The organism is Streptomyces sp. NPDC058246, assembly GCF_042881985.1.
Lineage (GTDB): Bacteria > Actinomycetota > Actinomycetes > Streptomycetales > Streptomycetaceae > Streptomyces.
The window spans coordinates 1-20,429 of the sequence record NZ_JBHVWZ010000010.1 but is presented as its reverse complement, the minus strand read 5'-3'; the positions used below and the strand labels follow the sequence as shown (position 1 = coordinate 20,429).

Genomic DNA, 20,429 nt, shown 5'->3' with positions numbered 1-20,429 from the left:
GGCAGGGGCGGAGGGGCGAGGACCAGGGGTGGAGGGGGCGAGGACATGCCCGCGCTCAGCGCCCCACCGTCAACTCCCCCGGCCGGTAAGGGACGTACGCCGCCCCGTCCAGTCCGAGACCGAGCGCCGCCTGCTGAAGGGCGGCCGGGGTGGCGGCGTCGCCCCAGCGGCCGGTGGTCACGCGGTGTTCGACGGCGTGCAGGGCCGCGACCGTCTCGGCCGCGGTGAACGCACAGTGGCCCTGTCGTTCGACGTACGCCTGGCGCAGCAGCGCGCCGTCGCCGGACGCCCGTACCCGGTCCGCGAACCGTTCCTCCTGCTCCACCGGGACGAGGTTGTCGGCCGTGGTGTGGACGTCGAGGAGCGGGACGGCGAGCCCCTGACCGGCGGAGGAGGTGCGCTGAGCCGTGCTTACGGCCGCCGGGTCCGCCGTGATGTCGGCGCCTCGGGTGAGGGCCTTGAGGTCCGCGTGCAGGTCGAGTCCCGCCGCCCGGTACAGCGCGCGGACCTGCGGAGCGTGGACGGATCGCGCGAGGAGACGCCCGTAGTCGACGCCCCGGTTCCAGGAGTTGTTGCCGCCGACGGACTGCTCGACGGCGTACCGGCCGCCCTCGATGAAGGACAGCAGGCCCTGCGCGAGCCACGCGTACTGCTGCTCCTCCTGCCCCGCCCAGTCGTCGTCCGCGGGGCGGTCTCGGCCCGGGGCCCAGGTGGGGAGGTTGAGGAAGGCGGCGGCCAGGGCGACGCGGGCCCGGCCCTGGGCGGACGCCTGCGCGGCGGTGACGGCCGCGGTGAGGCGGTCGGCGGTCGCGGACGCCTCCGCCGCCGAATCGGGGTTCACCAGCTTCAGGTCCTCGGCGGGCAGCAGGAGGAGGGCGATCGCGTACTCGGCGTCCAGCTGGTAGTTGTCCAGGTCGGTACCGCCTGCGACCAGGCCGCACAGGCCGAGCGCGCCGTCCACGCGACCCGCGCCGTCCCGGGCGATCCGCGCGTTGACCAGGCCGCCCATGGACTGCCCGACGGAGTACGTGCGCCTGGGTGTGCCGATCTCCGCCTTGACGGCACCGAGGGTGGCGAACTGGTCGCGTTCGGCGCTCTCCAACGCCCACATGGACCCCTTCGGGTCGTACGAGGAACCGGCCAGCGCGTAGCCCTCGGCGAGCAGTTCGCTGCGGGCGGCGTCCGACGGCGCGTCCTGGGCGACGGTCGGGCCGAAGCCGTGGCTGAAGAGGAGGAGGGTGCCGTTCCACTCGGCCGGGACGTCGGCGATCCAGGTGGCGCCGTCGGCGAGAGTGCCGGTCAGGTGCCGGGGGGTGGTCGTCTCCGCGTGCGCGGCGGGCGCGGTGACGGAGAGGGCTACTGCCGTGCCCAGGGCGGCTGTTGTGCGGGCCAGGCGGACGCGTGCGGGCATGTTCCGGGGCTCCGATCTGCAGGCAGGGAGTGCGGGGAGCGCTGTGCGGGGGATGCTCAGTGCACTGAATGCTTGGAATGTAGGGCTGTTATCTGACTGCCGTCAATGGAATGCACAACATCATCGGTGAGGGAGGTGCGGAGGTGCGCGAGGCCAGGACGTGGCGAGGTACGGCGTCGGTTCGTGAAGGGTGAGGGGTGACGGGTGAGGGGGCGGGGCTGGTTCGTGAGGGGGTGCGGCGGACGTGGCCCGGTAAGTCGAGGCCTACGCCTCCGTCGGCACCGTCTCCAGCACCCGTCGCGCCGCCTCCCGCGCGGGCGCGTCCAGGTGCGCGTGCACCACGCGGAACGTCTCCTCCGCCGGGCCGGCGGGCCAGTCGGCGGGCAGGTGCTGCACGGGCAGGCGGGGGTCGCTGCGGATGACCTGAAGCCACTCCGCCGACAGCCGCAGCCGCTGGGCGAGGGCGTCGTCCGGCCGCGCCTCGGGCCGCTCCCTGAACGGGCGCCAGGCGCGGTCGAACGCCCGGTAGTGGTCGGCGAGTTCGGCCAGATCCCAGGTGTCGTTGATCATCTCGGCGATGTCCATGCCGATGTCGGCCCGCGCGCGGAACACCTTGACGTGTGCCGCGAGCCCGAGTTCCGCGACGATCCCGGAGACGTCGACCTCGCCCGGAGCGATCCACAGACCGCTGAACAGCGGCCCGAAACCGGCCCAGGTCAGCTGCGCGCGCAGATCGTGCCGCTGCCGCTGCCACGACTCGGGCAGCGAGAAGCCGAGCAGCGACCAGGTGCCGTCCCAGTCGCGGTTGACCGCGCCGGTCTTCCAGATGCGCCGCTCGCCGTCGCGCAGGATCGCCTCGGAACGTTCCGTGAGCCCGAAGTACATGCGGCGGCCCTCGCGCCGGCGACGCAGCAGGCCGCGGTTCACCATCCGGGTCAGCGTCGAGCGCGTCGCGTGTTCGCCGACCCCGGCCCGCGCGAACACCTCGATGACGCTCCCCGAGTACACGCACACACCCCGGCCCAGCACCTGATCGCCGAGAAACGACAGCATCAGGGACTGCGGGCGCGGGGCGTTGTCCATGGGCACGGAGGTACGGTACGACGCCGGCGCCCGGCGGGGGACCGCCGGTAGACCACGAGACGGTACGAGACGGCACGAGGCGAACGCGGGGCCGACGTAGCGAAGCCGACGCGGCGAATCCGATCCAGCGAAGCCGACGTAGCGAAGCCGACGCGGCGAATCCGATCCAGCGAAGCCGACACGGCGAATCCGCCGCAACGGAGCCGAGGCATCGGAGTCGCCCCAGCGAAGCCGAGGCATCGGAGTCGCCCCAGCGAAGCCGAGGCATCGGAGTCGCCCCAGCGAAGCCGCCATACGTCGTCCCGGAGCCGCAGACGCGATCCCGGCGCCGTGTCATATGCCATGGACTGCCATTGCCGCCCGTGACGGCCCAGGCCACGGCATCGGGGGTTCCTGTCCCCTTATGAGGGATCGTTTCACCCGTACGGATTAAATGTGCTCAAGGTGGAAGAAGGGGCCACCCCCGGGCACCTACGGTCGCACGGGTGATGAGCAGCAGTCCGGAGACCTCCACGCACAGCACCGGCGCACACCGGGCGCACGGAGACGCGCGCAAGCGGGTGGCCGCGCCCCATGGCGCGAACCCCCGCACGATGGCTCAGCGCCCTCCCGCGCGCTACGAGCCCTATCTGGACGGCCTGTTCACCTACTGCCTGTCCGTGCTCTGCGACCACGACGCGGCCACCGCCGCGCTCGGGGACGCGCTCGCGCTCGCCGAGCGCCGGGGCGTGCGTGCCCCGGAGGCCGCGGACGACCGCAGGGCCTGGCTGTACGCGCTCGCCCGCTGGGCCTGCCTGCGCAAACTCGCCGAGGCCCGGCGCAGGCGCCAGGCGGCGCACGCCTCCGGGCGCCGCGCGAGCCCCAAGGACCACAAGGGCGCCGCCGACCGGCGCGCGGCCGAGGCGCTGAGCGTCCCCGTCTCCGAAGAGGCCCAGGCGCAGCGCCGGCGCGAACTCGCCCTGCTGGCCTGGCCGGAGGCCGCCGGCACCACCCCGGAGCAGCGCGAGGCGCTCGAACTCGCCGTGCGCCATCAGCTCGCCGCCCACGAGGTCGCCGCCGTCCTGGGCATGGACCTCGCCCGGGCGCGCGAGCTGCTCGCCTCCGCCGCCTGCGAGGTCGAACGCACCCGCGCCGCGCTCGCCGTCGTGGAGACCGGAACCTGTCCGAGTGTCGCCCGCCTGACCGGCGACAACCAGCTCGTCCTGAGCGCCACCCTGCGCCGTGAGCTGGTCCGGCACGTCGACGACTGCCCGCGCTGCCGCCGTACCGCCGAGCGCGCGGTCCCCGGCGCCTGGCCCGGCACCAGCGTCACCCCGGCCGCGCTCCCCGTCCTGGAAGCCCCGCGCGCCGCCCTGCACATCGCCATCGGGCACGCCCCGCGCGCGCGGGGCAGCGCTCCGCGCTTCGACCGGCGCGGTTTCCCGATGGACCCCAAGGACCACGCCGCGCGAAGGGACCGTCTCCGCGCGCGTGCCGTCACGACCACGGTCGTCGCCACGGTCGTCGCCGCGCCCGTGCTCGCCCTCTGGGCGGCTTATCGTGGCGCGCCCCTCACCGGCGAGGGCACCGACGGCCGTCCCGTCACCGCGAGCGAGGCGCACGGCCCCGACGGCATGAACGGCGAGGAAGCGGGCGGCGGCTACGAGAACGCCGGCAACGCCAGCACCAGACCCGACGGCCGTTTCACCAAGGGCAGCCGCTCGCCCGACGTCTCCGTGGAGGTCATCAGCGCCCCCGGAAGCACCGCGGCCCCGGGTGGCGGACATCTCTCGGTGGCGGCGGGCAGCAGCGGCGACACGACCCTCGTCAGGCTGACCGCGTCCGGCAGTTCACCGGTGCACTGGTCCGCGCACACCGGAGCGCCCTGGCTCTACCTGAGCCAGTCGTCGGGAACGCTCGAACCCGGCGAATCGTTGACGATCAAGGTGTACGTCGATCATCTTCGCGAGCCGGTGGGCCCCTGGAGCGCGCGGGTGTCGATCGCCCCGGCGGGCGCCGTGGTCACGATCGACGGGTATGGCAACGCGGGCCCGTCCGCCCCGGGCAGCCACGACCCCGACCCGACGCCCAGCGCCCCGGGCACCCCCACCGACCCGGATCCCACCCCGAGCGATCCGACCCCGACGCCCAGCGACCCGACCCCGTCCGACCCTCAGCCGACCCCCACGGACTCGGCCCCCTCCGACCCAGGGGGCTCGACGCCACCGCCCAGCGACAGCGGCGACCCGAGCCCGTCCACCTCGTAAACCCCGGCGAAGCAGCTCCGTCAGTCCCAACGAAATAGTTCTCATCAGTCCCGGCGAGATAGTTCCCGTCAGTCCCGTCGAAGCAGTTCCCGTCCAGTCCCGTCCAAGTGTTCCCGTCGAGCGTCAGGTGACCGGGTCCGCCGGATGCGGTGCCAGCAGCGGCAGCTGCGAGGCCAGCCGCTCCTCGCAGAGCTCGACCAGGCGGTCGTACCCCTCCTTGCCCATGAGCTCGATCAGCTCTGGGCGGTACGAGACGTACACCGGGTCGCCCGCACCGTGCGCGGAGGTCGCCGAGGTGCACCACCAGTGCAGGTCGTGGCCGCCGGGACCCCAGCCGCGACGGTCGTACTCGCCGATGGAGACCTGGAGGACCCGGGTGTCGTCGGGCCGGTCGATCCACTCGTACGTCCGCCGCACGGGCAGCTGCCAGCAGACGTCCGGCTTGGTCTCCAGCGGCTCGCGGCCCTCCCTCAGGGCGAGGATGTGCAGCGAACAGCCCGCTCCGCCGGCGAAGCCGGGCCGGTTCTGGAAGATGCACGAGCCCTGGTACGGGCGGGTCTGGCGGTCGCCGTCCTCGTCCTGCGAGACCCAGCCGGTCGCCACGCCCACGTCATGGTTCTGCCAGATCTCCGGCGTGAGCCGCGCCACATGCCCGGCCACCCGCTTCTCGTCGTCCTCGTCCGAGAAGTGGGCCCCCAGCGTGCAGCAGCCGTCGTCGGCGCGCCCTGCCTGGATGCCCTGGCAGCCGCTTCCGAAGATGCAGTTCCAGCGAGAGGTCAGCCATGTCAGATCGCACCGGAAGACCTGCTCCTCGTCGGCGGGATCCGGAAACTCCACCCATGCGCGAGCGAAGTCGAGCCCCTTCTCGTCGGACACGGACGTCTTCTTCGGGGACTTCTTGGGCTTGGTGGCCGTCGCCTGCGAAGAACCCTTGGCCGATTTGTCGGGCTTCGCCTTTTTCGTCTTTGGCACTCGTCCAGGGTAAGTCGCTTCTGCCCACTCCGGGGACGGCCGAGCGCCGCACGCGCAGTAGCGTTCCGTACATGAGACTCGGTGTCCTCGACGTGGGTTCGAACACGGTGCATCTGCTGGTGGTGGACGCCCACCCCGGCGCGCGACCGCTGCCCGCGCATTCGCACAAGGCCGAACTGCGCCTTGCCCAACTGCTCGACGCGAGCGGGGCGATCGATCCCCAGGGCGTCGACAAACTGATCCAGACGGTCCAGGACGCGCTGGAGGCCGCCGAGGACAAGGGCGTCGAGGCTCTGCTGCCGTTCGCGACCTCCGCGGTCCGGGAGGCCGGCAACGCCGACGACGTACTGGCCCGGGTGCAGGCCGAGACCGGCGTCGAGCTCCAGGTGCTGACCGGTGCGGAGGAGGCCAGGCTCACATTCCTGGCCGCCCGCCGCTGGTTCGGCTGGTCGGCGGGCAGACTGCTCGTCCTCGACATCGGCGGCGGCTCCCTGGAGATCGCGTACGGCATGGACGAGGAGCCGGACGCGGCGGTGTCGCTGCCGCTCGGCGCCGGGCGGCTGACCGCCGGCTGGCTGCCCACCGACCCCGCCGATCCCGCCGACGTCAAGGCGCTGCGCCGCCATGTGCGCGCCCAGATCGCCCGTACGGTCGGCGAGTTCACCCGCCTCGGGGCCCCCGACCACGTGGTCGCCACCTCCAAGACCTTCAAGCAGCTGGCCCGCCTGGCCGGCGCCGCCCGTTCCACGGAGGGTCTCTACGTCCAGCGTGAGCTCAAGCGCCGCACCCTGGAGGACTGGGTCCCCCGCCTCGCCTCCATGACCGCGGAGGAGCGCGCCGAACTCCCCGGCGTCTCCCCGGGCCGCTCCGGCCAGCTCCTCGCCGGCGCCCTCGTCGCCGAGGGCGCCATGGACCTCTTCGGCGTGGAGGCCGTCGAGATCTGCCCCTGGGCTCTTCGCGAGGGCGTCATCCTGCGCCGCCTGGACCAGATGGCGTCGGAGTAGCGGAAAGGGCCCCGACGGCATCGCGGTAGCGGAACACTCCCCGACGGCATCGGGATAGCGGAAAAGTCCCGATGGCATCGGGGTAGCGGGACAGTCCCCGACGGCATCGGAGTAGCGAAGAAGCCGTAGGGCCCCCGCACCCCGCGAGAGGGCCGCCGGCCCGCGCGGGGACGAGGCGAACCGCGCGACCTGCCACATCGAGCCCGGCCCGCTCACGGTGGTGAACCGCGCGACCTGCCACATCGAGCCCGGCTCGCTCACGGTGGTGAACCGCGACCGGCGAAAAGGGGCCTTGGCCGGGGTCGGCTGGGGGGCACCGGACCTCCGGGCCGACCCCCACCACCCCCGCCGAACCGCCGGAGGCACCCCGTACTCTGTCCCTCGTGGCAGAACCAGTGGTGCGCATCCCGGATGCGAAGGTCGCGCTGTCCACGGCCTCCGTGTATCCGGAGTCGACGGCGACGGCCTTCGAGATCGCCGCGCGCCTCGGCTACGACGGTGTCGAGGTCATGGTGTGGACCGACCCGGTCAGCCAGGACATCGAAGCCCTCCACCGCCTCAGCGACTACCACCAGATCCCGATCCTCGCCGTGCACGCCCCCTGCCTGCTGATCACCCAGCGCGTATGGTCCACCGACCCGTGGATCAAGCTCCAGCGCGCGCGGGCGGCGGCCGAGAAGCTGGGCGCGAGCACCGTCGTGGTGCACCCGCCGTTCCGCTGGCAGCGGCAGTACGCGCGCGACTTCGTCACCGGGATCTGGCGGATGGCGAACGAGACCGACGTACGGTTCGCCGTCGAGAACATGTACCCCTGGCGCTACCGCGACCGCGAGATGCTCGCGTACGCCCCCGACTGGGACGTGACGAAAGAGGACTACCGTCACTTCACCATCGACCTCAGCCACACCGCGACGGCCCGTACCGAGGCCCTGCACATGATCGACCGCATGGGCGACCGTCTCGGCCACGTCCACCTCGCCGACGGCAACGGCTCCAACAAGGACGAGCACCTCGTCCCCGGCCGCGGCACCCAGCCCTGCGCGGAACTCCTGGAGCGCCTCGCGACCACCGGCTTCGACGGCCACGTCGTCATCGAGGTCAACACCCGCCGCGCGATGTCCAGCGCCGAACGCGAGGCCGACCTGGCGGAGGCCCTGGCCTTCACCCGCCTCCACCTCGCCTCCGCGGTGAAGGTGCCCCGCCGGTGACGAACGCCGCCCCCCGCCGAGGCCGGGGACGCCCCTCCCGTACGCAGACGGAGGCGGGCCCCGCCACCCGCGACCGCATTCTGGAGGCGGCCCGCGAGGAGTTCTCCGAGCGGGGCTACGAGAAGACGTCGGTCCGTGGCATCGCCAAGGCCGCCGGCGTGGACTCCGCGCTCGTCCACCACTACTTCGGCACCAAGGAGCAGGTCTTCGAGGCGGCCATCGAGGTCGCCTTCGCCCCCGCCCTGGACGCCCCGGCCGCCGTCGAGGAGGGTCCCCTCGACGGCGTCGGCGAACGCCTGACCCGCTTCATCTTCGGCATCTGGGAGAACCCGGCCACCCGCACCCCGCTTCTCGCGATCGTGCGCTCCGCCGTGAACAACGAGGCCGCCGCCGCCGTCTTCCGCCGCCTCATCGCCACCCAGCTGCTGCGCCGCATCGCCGGGCAGCTCGACCTCCCGGACGCCGAGCTGCGCGCCGAGCTGGCCGCCGCCCAGCTCGTCGGGGTCGCGATGCTGCGGTACGTGATCCAGGTGGAGCCGCTGGCCTCGGCGGACCCGGAGCGGATCATCGGACGGGTCGCTCCCGTGGTCCAAGGACATCTGACGAACCCGTGAGCGACCGGGCACCCCGACGAGGTGCGGCGGATCCGCCGAAGCTCCGCTGACCAGCACGTACGCCGTCCGGAAGTGGCCGCTGGTCGAGACACGCGTCCCGTATGGCGGACGGCCTGTCCGGATCCTGGAGCACCGGCGTACGCTCGACATCAGTCATGACTCTCCTCATGCCTCCCCGAAGGAGCGAGCGACGATGCCCGAGCTGAGGTCCCGCACAGTCACCCACGGCCGCAACATGGCGGGCGCACGCGCCCTTATGCGCGCCTCCGGTGTACCGGGCGCGGACATCGGACGGAAGCCGATCATCGCGGTCGCGAACTCGTTCACGGAGTTCGTGCCCGGCCACACCCATCTCCAGCCGGTCGGCCGGATCGTGAGTGAGGCCATCACGGCCGCCGGGGGCATCGCGCGCGAGTTCAACACGATCGCGGTCGACGACGGCATCGCGATGGGCCACGGCGGCATGCTGTACTCCCTGCCGTCCCGCGACCTGATCGCGGACTCGGTCGAGTACATGGTGGAGGCCCACTGCGCCGACGCCCTGATCTGCATCTCGAACTGCGACAAGATCACGCCGGGCATGCTGATGGCGGCCCTGCGCCTGAACATCCCGACGGTCTTCGTCTCCGGCGGCCCGATGGAGTCCGGCCGGGCCACGCTGGTCGACGGCACGGTCCGTACGCTCGACCTGGTCGACGCGATCTCCGACGCCGTGAACGACAAGATCTCGGACGAGGACATCCTCCGTATCGAGGAGAACGCCTGTCCGACCTGCGGCTCCTGTTCCGGCATGTTCACCGCCAACTCGATGAACTGCCTGACCGAGGCGATCGGCCTGTCCCTGCCCGGCAACGGTTCGGTGCTCGCCACGCACACCGCCCGCAAGGGCCTGTACGAGGACGCGGCCCGCACGGTCGTCGACATCACGCGCCGCTACTACGACCAGGACGACGAGTCGGTCCTGCCGCGCAACATCGCCACGCACGCCGCCTTCGAGAACGCCATGGCCCTCGACATCGCCATGGGCGGCTCCACCAACACGATCCTGCACCTGCTGGCCGCCGCCCAGGAGGCGGGCGTCCCCTTCGGCCTGGACGAGATCAACGAGGTCTCGCGCCGCGTGCCGTGCCTCGCCAAGGTCGCCCCGAACGTGGCGAAGGACCGCACGTACTACATGGAGGACGTGCACCGCGCGGGCGGCATCCCGGCCCTGCTGGGCGAGCTGCACCGCGCCGGTCTGCTCAACGAGGACGTGCACTGCGTCCACAGCCCGTCGCTGAACGACTGGCTGAAGTCGTGGGACGTGCGCGCCGGCTCCCCGTCCCCCGAGGCCATCGAGCTGTGGCACGCGGCCCCCGGCTGCAAGCGCTCCGCCGAGGCCTTCTCCCAGTCCGAGCGCTGGGAAGCCCTCGACGAGGACGCCGAGAACGGCTGCATCCGCTCCGCCGAGCACGCGTACTCCAAGGACGGCGGCCTGGCGGTCCTCAAGGGCAACCTGGCGGTCGACGGCTGCGTCGTGAAGACGGCGGGCGTCGACGAGTCCATCTGGACCTTCGAGGGCCCGGCGGTCGTCTGCGAGTCGCAGGAGGAGGCCGTCGAGAAGATCCTGAACAAGCAGGTCACGGACGGCGACGTCGTCGTCATCCGCTACGAGGGCCCCAAGGGCGGCCCGGGTATGCAGGAGATGCTCTACCCGACCTCCTTCCTCAAGGGCCGCGGCCTCGGCAAGACCTGCGCCCTGATCACCGACGGCCGCTTCTCCGGCGGCACGTCGGGCCTCTCGATCGGTCACGCCTCCCCGGAGGCGGCCTCCGGCGGCACCATCGCGCTGGTCCAGGACGGCGACCGCATCCGCATCGACATCCCGAACCGCACCATCGAGCTCCTGGTCTCCGACGAGGAACTGGCCACCCGCCGCGACGCCCTGAACGGTGTCTACGCCCCGGCCAACCGTGACCGCAAGGTCTCCGCCGCCCTCCGCGCCTACGCCGCGATGGCGACGAGTGCGGACAAGGGCGCGGTGCGGGACGTCTCCAAGCTGGGCTGACACCTTGGAAGACGTCACCCAGCTGGGCTGGCACATTGGAAGATGTCTCCAAGCCGGGGGCTGACGCCTTGGAAGATGTCTCCAAATTGGCCTGACGCCTCGGAACGGGAATCAGGGGGCCGCTCTCTCGGGAGCGGCCCCCTTTCCGTTCACCACCCCGACGGGTCGCGGGCGTCGACTGCGAAGAGGGAGCCGTCGGGGGCGGTGGAGTAGACCTTGTTGTCGGCGGTGACCGGCGCCGGGATGGCGCTGACGAGCGAGCCCCGGTCGCTGCCCAGCCGTGGCTTCGTCTGCCCAAGCAGTGTGCCGCGATCGGTGTCGACGGCGAGGAGCCGTCCGTCCACCGCGGTGAAGTAGAGCCGATGTCCGGCCACTACCGGAGCCGAGGACTTGCTGACGGAGGTCTCCACACGCCAGAGCTGGGCCGACGTCCTGGTGTCCACGGCCACCAGCGTGCCGTCGCCGCCCAGCAGATACACGGTGTCGCCCTGTACGACGGCCTGCGCCTGCGGCAGCGCGTGACGCAGCGCGATGCGGTGAGCCGTGCGGTTCGCGGCGTCGTATCGCACGACGGAGTCCGTGTACTGGTCGACCGTGGTCGAGGTGAACCAGACCGCTCCGTCATGGGCGCCCACGAGGCTCAGTACCCCGTCCATGCGCTGCTGCCATTCCACGGCACCGGTCTGCGGGTCCACCGCGGCCACCCGGGTCTCGTCCCCGCTCGGCGTCATCGCGTAGGCGACCCCGTCCCCGTACGCGAGGAACTGGGGCAGGGCCTGCCCCGGGATCGCGTGACGCCACTTCTCCTCGCCCGTCGCCGCGTCCAGCGCGACGACCTTGGAGTCGGGACCGGTGAGCAGGACGATGCCGCCGACGTGGGCGATCCGGCCGTCGTAGCGCGCGATGTCGCGGCTCCAACGGGTCACGCCCGTGGCAGGGTCCAGCGCCGTCAGGCGCTTTCCGTTCCGACTGACGACGTGCAGGAGCCCGCCGGTCAGTACCGGCGGGGGCGTGGCGTAGGAACTCGCCCGTCCTGTGTCGCTCCGGGACCACAGCACCCGGCCGTCGGCCGGATCGACCGCGGCGGCCAGGACACCGGGCCGCACGCAGTACAACGTGCGGGGCGTGTACGTGCATTGCGGCAGACCATCGGCTCTGGCGCCGGGAGCGCTCAGGTCGACGTCCCACGGCTTGAAGTCGCTGCTCTGGGCCTGCCGCCCCTCGTGGGTCGCCGAGGCCGGGGTGTCAGCGGCGTTGAGTACGGTGAAGGCGCCGGCGGCCGCGACGAGCACGGCGGCGACGACCGCGGCGGGCAGCCGCCAACGCCGGTTCCCGGCAGCCTTCTCGGGATCCGACACCCTGGAGGCGTCCGATGCCTTGCGGGGACCTGAAGCCTCGTGGGGATCCGATGCCTCGTGGGGACCTGAAGCTTCGCGAGGGCTGGAAGCCTCGTGGGGATCCGACCCCTTGTGGGGACCGGAAGCCTTCGCGTGGGTCGCCGTCTCTCGGCGGTCCGGGCCGGACCGGTCGCGCCTCGGCTCAGGAGGACTCCCCTTCACCGCCCGCGCCGACTCCCCGTCTCCGGAGCGCTGCTCGGGTATGAACGCCTGGGTGTCGTACGAGGCCGAAACCGATCGCAGCGCGGTCATCAGCTCGTCCGGTGTGGGCCGGTCCTCGGGCTCCTTGGCGAGACAGCGGGAGACGAGATCGACCAGATCCTCCGGTACGCCTGTCAAGTCCGGCTCGTCGTGCACGACTTGATACGCGACGAGATACGGACTGTCGGAGTCGAAGGGCCCGCTCCCGGTGGCCGCGTGCACGATCACCGAGCCCAGCGCGAAGACATCGGCGGCCGGTCCGACCTGCCGTGGCCTGCGGAACTGCTCAGGAGCCATGAACGGCGGAGTGCCGATCAACTTGCCCGTCTCGGTGCGCAGTTCACTGTCCGAAGGCCGCGAGATACCGAAGTCGATGACCTTGGGGCCATCGCCGGCCAGCAGGACGTTGCTGGGCTTCAGGTCGCGGTGCACGACACCGGCCCGGTGAATGTCCCGCAGTGCCTCGGCCAGCCCCGCCATGAGATGGCGCAGCCGAGCGGGCGGCAGCGCGCCGTTCCGCTTCACGTGCTCGGCGAGGGTCGGGCCGGGGATGAACAGGGTCGCCATCCACGGGTGGTCGGCCTCGGGGTCGGCGTCCACGACGGGCGCGGTGAAGGCACCGCTCACCTTCCGGGCGGCTGCGACCTCCTGCCGGAAGCGCCCCCGGAACTCGGGGTCCTGGGCGAACTCGGCATGCACGACCTTGACGGCGAGCCGCAACCCGGAAGCGGACCGCGCGAGATGCACGATGCCCATGCCACCGGAACCGAGCTTCGCCTCCAGCAGGTACTGCCCGGCATAGCGCGGATGTTCCGCTTCCGGATCAGTACCGGCGCTGCGCTGTGGCGGCATCGCTCACCCCCGTGGGTCCGTCCGCATGCGCGACGCGCAGAGCCTAGTCGATGCTTCGTGCGAAACCTCGGCGGCTTGCTAGCCTCGGCCCGCATCACAAATTTGGCGTGAACGGTTCACGTGAACCGTTCACGTGAACCATTCGACGGGGGAGGCCAGGATGGCCACGGAAGAGATAGAGATCGCGGGCGCGGGGGAGACGGCGGCAGTTGAGCCACTGAGCGCCGAGGCGCTGCGCACGTACCCGATCGCACCGGGCTACAACGTCAATGTCCGCAGCGGCCCGGGCACCCACTTCAGCGTCGTCCGCACCCTGCCGGCCGGCTCACGCGTCCCGATCTACTGCCAGTGCCCGGGCGAGACCGTCAGCGGTCCGTACGGGACGACGAAGATCTGGGACAACATTTCCAACGGCCAGTTCGTGTCGGACGCCTACGTACAGACGGGCACCGACGGCTACGTAGCCCCGAAGTGTTCCTGACGGGCGGTGGCCGGAAACCGCCGCGGGGGGCGCCGGAACCCCCATGACGGGCGCCGGAAACCCCCGCGGCGGGCGCCGGAAGCCGCCGCGGCGGCGCCGGAGCGATAATCATCGGGTGAGCGACGAGACCCAAGCTGCGACCGGTACCCCCGCGGGGCCCCAGCCCGAGCCCCTGCGTTTCTTCGGCACGACCTGGGTGGAGCACGACGGCGGCTACACCGGCCGCCGGGTCGGCGTGGCCGTGGGCTCGCTCGCGGCCGCCGTCGCCGCCTGCTTCGTCCTGCGCTTCGCCTACCAGGGCCTGGCCATCGCGGACGTCGGCAAGCCCGTGACTCTGATGGTCGTGGTGATGTTCGCGGTGTGCAGCGCCCTGGCGTTCCGGCACACCTGGGACGCGTTCACCAAGCGCCCCGACCCCGACCGCCAGGCCTCCCTCCGCGGCCTTCTGGCCATCGGCTTCATCGGCTCCCTCCTCGCCTACGCCTTCCGCTCCCTCACCGAGGCGCCCGGCGAGAAGCTCCACCGCGAGGAGTACGAGACGGCGCGCGAACAGTACGCCCGCCGCACCAAGCGCCGCACGGGCAACCCGTCCCGGAAAAGGCGGCCTTAGCCGACCGGCGTTTGCGGACGAGGCCGTTCGGACCGATACCGCCGTCCGGGGAGCGGAGCCCCAGGGACCATGGGGGCCCCTGCTCGAGCGAAGCCGAGACCTTGGGGGAGGGCAGAGGGCAGAGGGCAGAGGGCAGAGGGCAAAAACAGAGAAGGACGAAACCTCACCCCACCCACAGCACCACCCGCCATCATGACCCCATGACCACGCGCGGCCACTCCTCCTCCCACACCACCCGGGCCCATTCCTTCAACACCGCCGCAGCCCAGTACGCCGCAAACCGTCCCTCGTATCCGCCCACCCTCTTCGACGCGATCGAAGACCTCGCCGTCCGTCCCCTCACCGGCGCGAAGGTCATCGACGTGGGCGCCGGCACCGGCATAGCGACCGCCCTCCTCCACGACAGGGGCGCGGACGTCATCGCCGTGGAGCCCGGCGCCGGCATGGCGGCGGAATTCCGCCGCACCCTCCCGCGGGTCCCGCTCGTCCGGGGCAGCGGCGACGCCCTCCCCCTGGCCACCGCCTCCGCGGACTTCCTCACGTACGCCCAGTCCTGGCACTGGACCGACCCGGCCCACTCCGTCCCGGAGGCACTGCGCGTCCTGCGCCCGGGCGGTGCCCTGGCCCTCTGGTGGAACACCCACGCCCTGGACGTCCCGTGGATCGCGGCGGCGGCCACCCGCATCGAGCGCTACCTCGGCATCGACCAGGTGGGCGAAAAGAGCGGCAGCGGCGCAAGAGCCGCCGTCACCCTCGCCGCCGACCCGAGCGGCCGACTCGCCTTCGACCGCCACCAGGTCCGCTGGAGCCGCCGCGTCCCGCTGGACACGCACCTCGCCAACATCGGCAGCCACTCGGCGTTCCTGGTCCTCGGCGAGGAGCGCGCCACGGCGTTCCTCACCGAGGAGAGAAGCCATCTCCTCCCGATCTTCCCGGACGGAATCGTGGAGGAGACCTACGTCGTCGACCTACTGGTGGCGACCCGTTCGTGATCCCGCCCGGCGGCCCACCCCTCCAGGGCCGCCGCGCACGCGTGGTCCACATGCCGCAGTCCGCCCAACTCCAGCCGTACGTCCCGGTCCTGCGGCAACGCCTCCAGGGCGTCCAGCAGCTTGGGCAGCCGCAGGAAGGTCGCGTTCCCGACCACCCTCACCACCAGCCCCGAGGCCCCCCGGTCCTCGGTCTCCACATGCACATGGCTGATGTCCCACGCGGTCTAGATGCGTGGGCGCCGAGCCGGGGGAGGGCACGGCGAACCTACGACGCGCCCACACGCCCAGGGCCCACACGCCCAGGGGCCCCCAGACCATGACACCCGGATCCATGACACCCGGACCCATGACACCGGACCCATGACACCGGACCCATGACACCGGACCCATGACACCGGACCCATGACACCGGACCCATGACACCGGACCCATGACACCTGGGCCTGCGCCCCAAGACGCACAGGCGCTCGGGCATATGACCGCGCACTGAAATCCATTGTCAGGTACGGGAGTTGATCGAGCACCCCTTCGGTGTGACCGCGGCGTGAACGCGGAAGCGCGCCACCCCACTCGCGCCGGAGTGCCCCCTTCCGATCGCGCCGATGCGCGCCTGCGCCGTCGAATGCGACCGGGCTTGACCGGCACGCCCCGCAGGAGGAATATTCATCGAGTGATGATTATAAACCCGCGCCCACCCGACCCCGCAGGCTCACCCGAGCCCGCGCAACCGGCCGCCGTCCGCGCCCAAGACCTCAGCGTCGTACGCGGCACCCGCACCGTCCTGCGCGGACTCGACTTCGCCGTTCCGCGCGGCCAGATCACCGGCCTGCTCGGCCCTTCCGGCTGCGGCAAATCAACCCTGATGCGCTCGACCGTCGGCACCCAGGCCAAGGTCACCGGCACGCTGGAAGTCCTCGGCCTCCCCGCGGGCCACGCGCACCTCCGCTCCCGCATCGGCTACGTCACCCAAGCCCCCTCCGTCTACGACGACCTGACCGTCCGCCAGAACCTCGAATACTTCGCCGCGATCCTCGACCCGGGCCGCGCCGCCGCCGAACGCCGCCGCGCCGACGTCACCCAGGCCATCGCCGACGTCGACCTCACCTCCCACGCCGACTCACTCGCCGGAAACCTCTCCGGCGGCCAGCGCAGCCGCGTCTCCCTCGCGGTCGCCCTGCTCGGCACGCCGGAACTCCTGGTCCTGGACGAACCCACCGTCGGCCTCGACCCGGTCCTGCGCCGCGACCTGTGGAACCTCTTCCACACCATCGCCACCGAACGGAGAGCGACGCTCCTGATCTCCTCCCACGTCATGGACGAGGCCGAGCGCTGCCACCGCCTCCTGCTCATGCGCGAGGGCGAGATCCTCGCCGACGACACCCCCGACGCCCTGCGCGAGCGCACCGACTCCGACACCGTCGAGGCCGCCTTCCTCCACCTGGTGGACGAGGCGATCGCGGCGGCCGACCGGACCGCGACGGGCGACGCGGCCGACCCCGACTCCCCGTCCGGCGCCTCCCGCAAGGAGACCCTCCGATGACCACCACCTCAGCCACGAGCCCCGGCACGGGTACGGGCAAGGGCGCGGACCCCAGCGCCGGCTCCGGCACGACGCCACGACCGAGGGCGCTCAGCCCCTCCCGCACCACCGCCACCGCGACCCGCGTGCTGCGCCAGCTCCACCACGACCCGCGCACCATCGCGCTGTTGATCCTCATCCCGTGCGTGATGCTCGTACTGCTCCGCTATGTGTTCGACGGCAGCGCGCGCACCTTCGACTCCATCGGCGCCTCCCTCCTCGGGATCTTCCCGCTGATCACGATGTTCCTGGTGACCTCGATCGCCACCCTCCGCGAGCGCACCTCCGGCACCCTCGAACGTCTCCTCGCCATGCCCCTCGGCAAGGGCGACCTGATCGCCGGCTACGCCCTGGCCTTCGGAGCCCTGGCCATCGTCCAGTCGGCCCTGGCCACCGGCCTGGCGGTCTGGTTCCTCGGCCTGGACGTCACGGGCTCTCCCTGGCTCCTGCTCCTGGTAGCCCTTCTCGACGCCCTGCTCGGCACCGCCCTCGGCCTCTTCGTCTCGGCCTTCGCCGCCTCCGAATTCCAGGCGGTCCAGTTCATGCCGGCCGTGATCTTCCCCCAGCTCCTCCTCTGCGGCCTCTTCACCCCCCGCCCCGACATGCACCCCGTCCTGGAGGCCATCTCCAACGTCCTCCCCATGTCCTACGCCGTCGACGGCATGAACGAAGTCCTCAAGCACACCGACATGACAGCCGGCTTCGTCCGCGACGCCCTGATCGTCGCGGGCTGCGCCCTTCTGGTCCTGACCTTGGGCGCGGCAACGCTGAGGAGGCGGACGGCGTAGAACCGACCTGGCTGCGGGCATGCGTGCCGTCAGGGGCGGCGCCCGTCCCGAAGAGAGCAGCGAAGAGAGCGGCACCTGTCCCGAAGAGAGCGGCATCCCGCCGGTGCCGGTAGGCCCACCCGCCCCGAGCCCAGCCCCGACCCCGGCCAGCTGGGCAACCGGCGTCCCGCCCAACGGACACCCCCGCCCCGCCGGCACCTCCGGTGCGAGGATGGACCCCGGACGACGCACCCCCCGGAGGGCACCCCCTGATGACCCAGAAAGTCGCAGTCCTCGGCACCGGCAAAATCGGCGAAGCGCTGCTCAGCGGAATGATCCGAGCCGGCTGGGCCCCCGCGGACCTGCTGGTCACCGCCCGCCGCCCCGAGCGGGCCAAAGAACTCCAGGAGCGCCACGGAGTCACCCCGGTCAGCAACCCGGAGGCGGCGAAGAGCGCCGACACCCTGATCCTCACGGTCAAGCCGCAGGACATGGGCACCCTCCTCGACGAACTCGCCCCACACATCCCCGCCGACCGCCTGATCATCAGCGGCGCGGCAGGCATCCCCACCTCCTTCTTCGAGGAGCGCCTGGCTCCAGGCACCCCGGTGGTCCGCGTCATGACGAACACGCCCGCCCTCGTCGACGAGGCCATGTCAGTCATCTCCGCCGGCACCCACGCCACCGCCGAGCACCTCGCGTACGCCGAGGAGATCTTCGGCGCCGTCGGCAAGACGCTCCGCGTCCCCGAGTCGCAGCAGGACGCCTGCACCGCCCTCTCCGGCTCCGGACCGGCGTACTTCTTCTACCTGGTCGAGGCCATGACGGACGCGGGCATCCTGCTCGGCCTGCCCCGCGACAAGGCCCACGACCTGATCGTCCAGTCCGCGATCGGCGCCGCCGTGATGCTTCGCGACAGCGGGGAGCACCCCGTGAAGCTCCGCGAGAACGTCACGTCCCCCGCGGGCACCACGATCAACGCGATCCGTGAGCTGGAGAACCACGGGGTGCGTGCGGCGCTCATCGCGGCGTTGGAAGCGGCCCGCGACCGGAGCCGCGAGCTCGCCTCCGGCAACAGCTGACCCCTCCCCGGGCGCCGGGCTCGCCCTTACCCGGCGCCCGGGCCGGGCCCCCTTGCACAACCCCTGCGGTGACGGCGGTCGGTTACTCCGCTGCCGGCAGCAGGCCGATCGCCTCGTACGCCGTGTTCACCCTTGGTCTTGCCATGTCACTGGCCCTCTTCGCACCGTCTCGCAGCACCCCCTCCACGTACGCAGGATCCGCGCACAACTCTTTGTGCCTGTCCTGTACGGGCCTGAGGAGTTCGACCACGGCCTCGGCGGTGTCTTTCTTCAAAGCGCCGTACGACTCATATACACCGCCCAAGGCCTCGGGGTTCCCACCCTCACAGGCCGCGAGGATCTCCAGCAGATTGGAGACTCCCGGCCGCCCCTCCGGGTCGTACTCCACATCCCGCCCGCTGTCCGTCACGGCGCGCATGATCTTCTTCCGCACGACATCCGGCTCGTCGAGCAGATAGACGACCCCGGGCCCGACGTCATCGCTCTTGCCCATCTTCGACGTCGGTTGCTGAAGATTCATGACCCGCTCCGCGACCTCCGGACGCGTGGCCCGGGGAACGACGAACGTGTGCCCGTACCGCTGGTTGAACCGCACCGCGAGATCCCGCGTCAGCTCCACATGCTGCGTCTGGTCGTCCCCCACCGGCACCTCATCGGTCCCGTACGCCAGGATGTCCGCCGCCATCAGCGCGGGATAGGTCAGCAGTGACAGCCGCACACTCCCGCCCCGCTCCCGTTCGCGCGCGGCCTTCTCCTTGTACTGGATCATCCGCCGCATCTCCCCGTCGGTCGCGACGCACTCCAGCAGATACGACAGCCGCGCGTGCTCGTCCACATGACTCTGTACGAACACGGTGCACAGCTCGGGATCGAGCCCCGACGCCAGGAACAACGTCGCCGCCTGCCTGCTGAGCCTGCGCACCCGCCCGGGATCGTGGTCCACGGTCAGCGCGTGCAGATCGACGATGCAGAACAGGGCATCGGCCCGGTGCTGATCGACGTCGGCCCACCGTCGCACGGCGCCCAGATAGTTCCCCAGCGTCAGATGCCCGGTCGGCTTGACCCCACTGAAGATCCGCGTCATCCCGCCACCTCCTGATCGAGGCCGCCGCGCCCGCCGGCCGGCGCTCCAGGAGGGAGACACGAAAACGGCCGCCGAGGCGGCGGCCGTTGAGTACATACGTGAGTACGGCCGCCGTCAGGCGGCCCACCACTGCTGGGTGCACGTATGCGTAGTCATGGGTACGAGGCTACGCCTCCGGGACGGCTCCCGGAGCGAAGTTGACACACCCCTGCCCCGTACGTAATGTTCTCCGAGCTGTCCGACGTGAGCGTCGACTCCGGTCGGTCCCCGGACAGCCATTCCGCAGCAAGCACACAACGAACGACGACTCGTCGTCAGCTCGTTTTCATGCGCGTTTGCGAAATGAGGAATCCGCGTTCGAAAGGGCGCCACCCCGATTAGCTCGGGAGCCAGGAATCCGCTAAAGTCTCACTCGTCGGAACGGCCCAACAGCCGCGAAGACAAGCCCCGCTGACTGGGAATCAGGCCCGAAAGGATCTGATAGAGTCGGAACCGCCGGAAAGGGAAACGCGAAAGCGGAAACCTGGAAAGCGCCGAGGAAATCGGAACCGGAAACGGTCTGATAGAGTCGGAAACGCAAGACCGAAGGGAAGCGCCCGGAGGAAAGCCCGAGAGGGTGAGTACAAAGGAAGCGTCCGTTCCTTGAGAACTCAACAGCGTGCCAAAAATCAACGCCAGATATGTTGATACCCCGTCTCCGGCCATTTCGGCTGGGGCGAGGTTCCTTTGAAAAAGTCCTGTCGGGCAGTGTCCGGCAGGCGCACAGCGAGGACGCTGTGAACCTTCCGATTATTCCTCG

General features: G+C 71.1%; 16 protein-coding genes and 1 pseudogene. 11 read left to right on the top strand and 6 right to left on the bottom strand.

All coding sequences use genetic code 11. The annotated features are described in order from the left end of the window. Positions 1-55 precede the first annotated feature (55 nt). The gene (locus ACFVXA_RS16965; protein ID WP_383739825.1) at positions 56-1,411 is read right to left on the bottom strand and encodes an alpha/beta hydrolase; all 1,356 of its coding nucleotides are present in this window, start codon (positions 1,409-1,411) and stop codon (positions 56-58) included. A gap of 264 nt (positions 1,412-1,675) precedes the next feature. Continuing rightward, positions 1,676-2,494 (bottom strand): PaaX family transcriptional regulator C-terminal domain-containing protein, encoded by an 819-nt coding sequence (locus tag ACFVXA_RS16960; RefSeq protein ID WP_362028651.1) that lies wholly within the window; start codon positions 2,492-2,494, stop codon positions 1,676-1,678. 485 nt (positions 2,495-2,979) lie between these two features. Between ACFVXA_RS16960 and ACFVXA_RS16955 the strand changes: the two genes are divergently transcribed. Continuing rightward, positions 2,980-4,740 (top strand): hypothetical protein, encoded by a 1,761-nt coding sequence (locus tag ACFVXA_RS16955; protein WP_390025416.1) that lies wholly within the window; start codon positions 2,980-2,982, stop codon positions 4,738-4,740. A 123-nt stretch (positions 4,741-4,863) separates the two neighbouring features. Here ACFVXA_RS16955 and ACFVXA_RS16950 read toward each other — a convergent pair whose 3' ends face one another. Next, positions 4,864-5,712, bottom strand: a complete 849-nt coding sequence (locus ACFVXA_RS16950; protein WP_383739819.1) for a hypothetical protein — start codon at positions 5,710-5,712, stop codon at positions 4,864-4,866. Between the two features lie 71 nt (positions 5,713-5,783). Between ACFVXA_RS16950 and ACFVXA_RS16945 the strand changes: the two genes are divergently transcribed. The 4 genes from ACFVXA_RS16945 (at position 5,784) to ilvD (ending at position 10,585) form a co-directional block, all read left to right on the top strand. Further along, positions 5,784-6,716 (top strand): Ppx/GppA phosphatase family protein, encoded by a 933-nt coding sequence (locus tag ACFVXA_RS16945; RefSeq protein WP_362028592.1) that lies wholly within the window; start codon positions 5,784-5,786, stop codon positions 6,714-6,716. A gap of 383 nt (positions 6,717-7,099) precedes the next feature. Then, on the top strand, positions 7,100-7,924 hold the full coding sequence (locus ACFVXA_RS16940; RefSeq protein ID WP_362028595.1) for a sugar phosphate isomerase/epimerase: 825 nt from the start codon (positions 7,100-7,102) through the stop codon (positions 7,922-7,924). Beyond that, a complete protein-coding gene (locus tag ACFVXA_RS16935) occupies positions 7,921-8,538 on the top strand; it encodes a TetR family transcriptional regulator (protein ID WP_362028598.1) in 618 nt (205 codons plus the stop codon). The genes ACFVXA_RS16940 and ACFVXA_RS16935 overlap by 4 nt, the downstream gene beginning before the upstream one ends. 193 nt (positions 8,539-8,731) lie before the next feature. Further along, entirely contained in the window at positions 8,732-10,585 is a 1,854-nt protein-coding gene (ilvD, locus tag ACFVXA_RS16930) for a dihydroxy-acid dehydratase (RefSeq protein ID WP_390025414.1), read from the top strand. A gap of 149 nt (positions 10,586-10,734) precedes the next feature. Here the strand turns inward: ilvD and ACFVXA_RS16925 are convergent, their stop codons facing one another. Further along, entirely contained in the window at positions 10,735-13,035 is a 2,301-nt protein-coding gene (locus ACFVXA_RS16925; RefSeq protein WP_390025412.1) for a PQQ-binding-like beta-propeller repeat protein, read from the bottom strand. 160 nt (positions 13,036-13,195) lie between these two features. Between ACFVXA_RS16925 and ACFVXA_RS16920 the strand changes: the two genes are divergently transcribed. The 3 genes from ACFVXA_RS16920 to ACFVXA_RS16910 all read left to right on the top strand — a co-directional run bounded on the left by ACFVXA_RS16920 (position 13,196) and on the right by ACFVXA_RS16910 (position 15,118). After that, positions 13,196-13,516, top strand: a complete 321-nt coding sequence (locus ACFVXA_RS16920) for a peptidase (RefSeq protein WP_390025410.1) — start codon at positions 13,196-13,198, stop codon at positions 13,514-13,516. Positions 13,517-13,559: 43 nt separating this feature from the next. Next, entirely contained in the window at positions 13,560-14,126 is a 567-nt protein-coding gene (locus ACFVXA_RS16915; protein WP_390025408.1) for an EamA/RhaT family transporter, read from the top strand. 200 nt (positions 14,127-14,326) lie between these two features. Then, positions 14,327-15,118, top strand: a complete 792-nt coding sequence (locus tag ACFVXA_RS16910) for a class I SAM-dependent methyltransferase (RefSeq protein WP_390025406.1) — start codon at positions 14,327-14,329, stop codon at positions 15,116-15,118. On the opposite strand, the pseudogene ACFVXA_RS16905 reads toward ACFVXA_RS16910, so the two are convergent. Next, positions 15,082-15,342: pseudogene (locus tag ACFVXA_RS16905) on the bottom strand (STAS domain-containing protein); the annotation flags it as partial. The gene ACFVXA_RS16910 and the pseudogene ACFVXA_RS16905 sit on opposite strands and share 37 nt — an antisense overlap. Positions 15,343-15,791: 449 nt before the next feature. Here ACFVXA_RS16905 and ACFVXA_RS16900 point away from each other — a divergent pair. The 3 genes from ACFVXA_RS16900 (at position 15,792) to proC (ending at position 18,546) form a co-directional block, all read left to right on the top strand. Then, on the top strand, positions 15,792-16,658 hold the full coding sequence (locus ACFVXA_RS16900; RefSeq protein ID WP_389932338.1) for an ABC transporter ATP-binding protein: 867 nt from the start codon (positions 15,792-15,794) through the stop codon (positions 16,656-16,658). Then, positions 16,655-17,485: an ABC transporter permease gene (locus tag ACFVXA_RS16895; RefSeq protein WP_362028619.1), complete on the top strand. Its 831-nt coding sequence runs from the start codon at positions 16,655-16,657 to the stop codon at positions 17,483-17,485. The genes ACFVXA_RS16900 and ACFVXA_RS16895 overlap by 4 nt, the downstream gene beginning before the upstream one ends. 251 nt (positions 17,486-17,736) lie before the next feature. Beyond that, complete coding sequence (proC, locus tag ACFVXA_RS16890) at positions 17,737-18,546, top strand: pyrroline-5-carboxylate reductase (RefSeq protein ID WP_362028622.1); 810 nt, start codon at positions 17,737-17,739, stop codon at positions 18,544-18,546. Between the two features lie 82 nt (positions 18,547-18,628). Here the strand turns inward: proC and trpS are convergent, their stop codons facing one another. Then, the gene (gene trpS, locus ACFVXA_RS16885) at positions 18,629-19,630 is read right to left on the bottom strand and encodes a tryptophan--tRNA ligase (protein WP_390025404.1); all 1,002 of its coding nucleotides are present in this window, start codon (positions 19,628-19,630) and stop codon (positions 18,629-18,631) included. Between the last annotated feature and the right edge of the window lie 799 nt (positions 19,631-20,429).

Bases quoted from the DNA above. Each gene is read 5' to 3' on its own strand.
- ACFVXA_RS16895 (WP_362028619.1), top strand. From the start codon at position 16,655: ATGACCACCACCTCAGCCACGAGCCCCGGCACGGGTACGGGCAAGGGC.
- proC (WP_362028622.1), top strand. From the start codon at position 17,737: ATGACCCAGAAAGTCGCAGTCCTCGGCACCGGCAAAATCGGCGAAGCG.
- ACFVXA_RS16900 (WP_389932338.1), top strand. From the start codon at position 15,792: ATGATTATAAACCCGCGCCCACCCGACCCCGCAGGCTCACCCGAGCCC.
- ACFVXA_RS16925 (WP_390025412.1), bottom strand. From the start codon at position 13,035: ATGCCGCCACAGCGCAGCGCCGGTACTGATCCGGAAGCGGAACATCCG.
- ACFVXA_RS16910 (WP_390025406.1), top strand. From the start codon at position 14,327: ATGACCACGCGCGGCCACTCCTCCTCCCACACCACCCGGGCCCATTCC.
- ACFVXA_RS16945 (WP_362028592.1), top strand. From the start codon at position 5,784: ATGAGACTCGGTGTCCTCGACGTGGGTTCGAACACGGTGCATCTGCTG.
- ACFVXA_RS16960 (WP_362028651.1), bottom strand. From the start codon at position 2,494: ATGGACAACGCCCCGCGCCCGCAGTCCCTGATGCTGTCGTTTCTCGGC.
- ACFVXA_RS16920 (WP_390025410.1), top strand. From the start codon at position 13,196: ATGGCCACGGAAGAGATAGAGATCGCGGGCGCGGGGGAGACGGCGGCA.
- ACFVXA_RS16965 (WP_383739825.1), bottom strand. From the start codon at position 1,411: ATGCCCGCACGCGTCCGCCTGGCCCGCACAACAGCCGCCCTGGGCACG.
- ACFVXA_RS16915 (WP_390025408.1), top strand. From the start codon at position 13,560: ATGACGGGCGCCGGAAACCCCCGCGGCGGGCGCCGGAAGCCGCCGCGG.
- trpS (WP_390025404.1), bottom strand. From the start codon at position 19,630: ATGACGCGGATCTTCAGTGGGGTCAAGCCGACCGGGCATCTGACGCTG.
- ilvD (WP_390025414.1), top strand. From the start codon at position 8,732: ATGCCCGAGCTGAGGTCCCGCACAGTCACCCACGGCCGCAACATGGCG.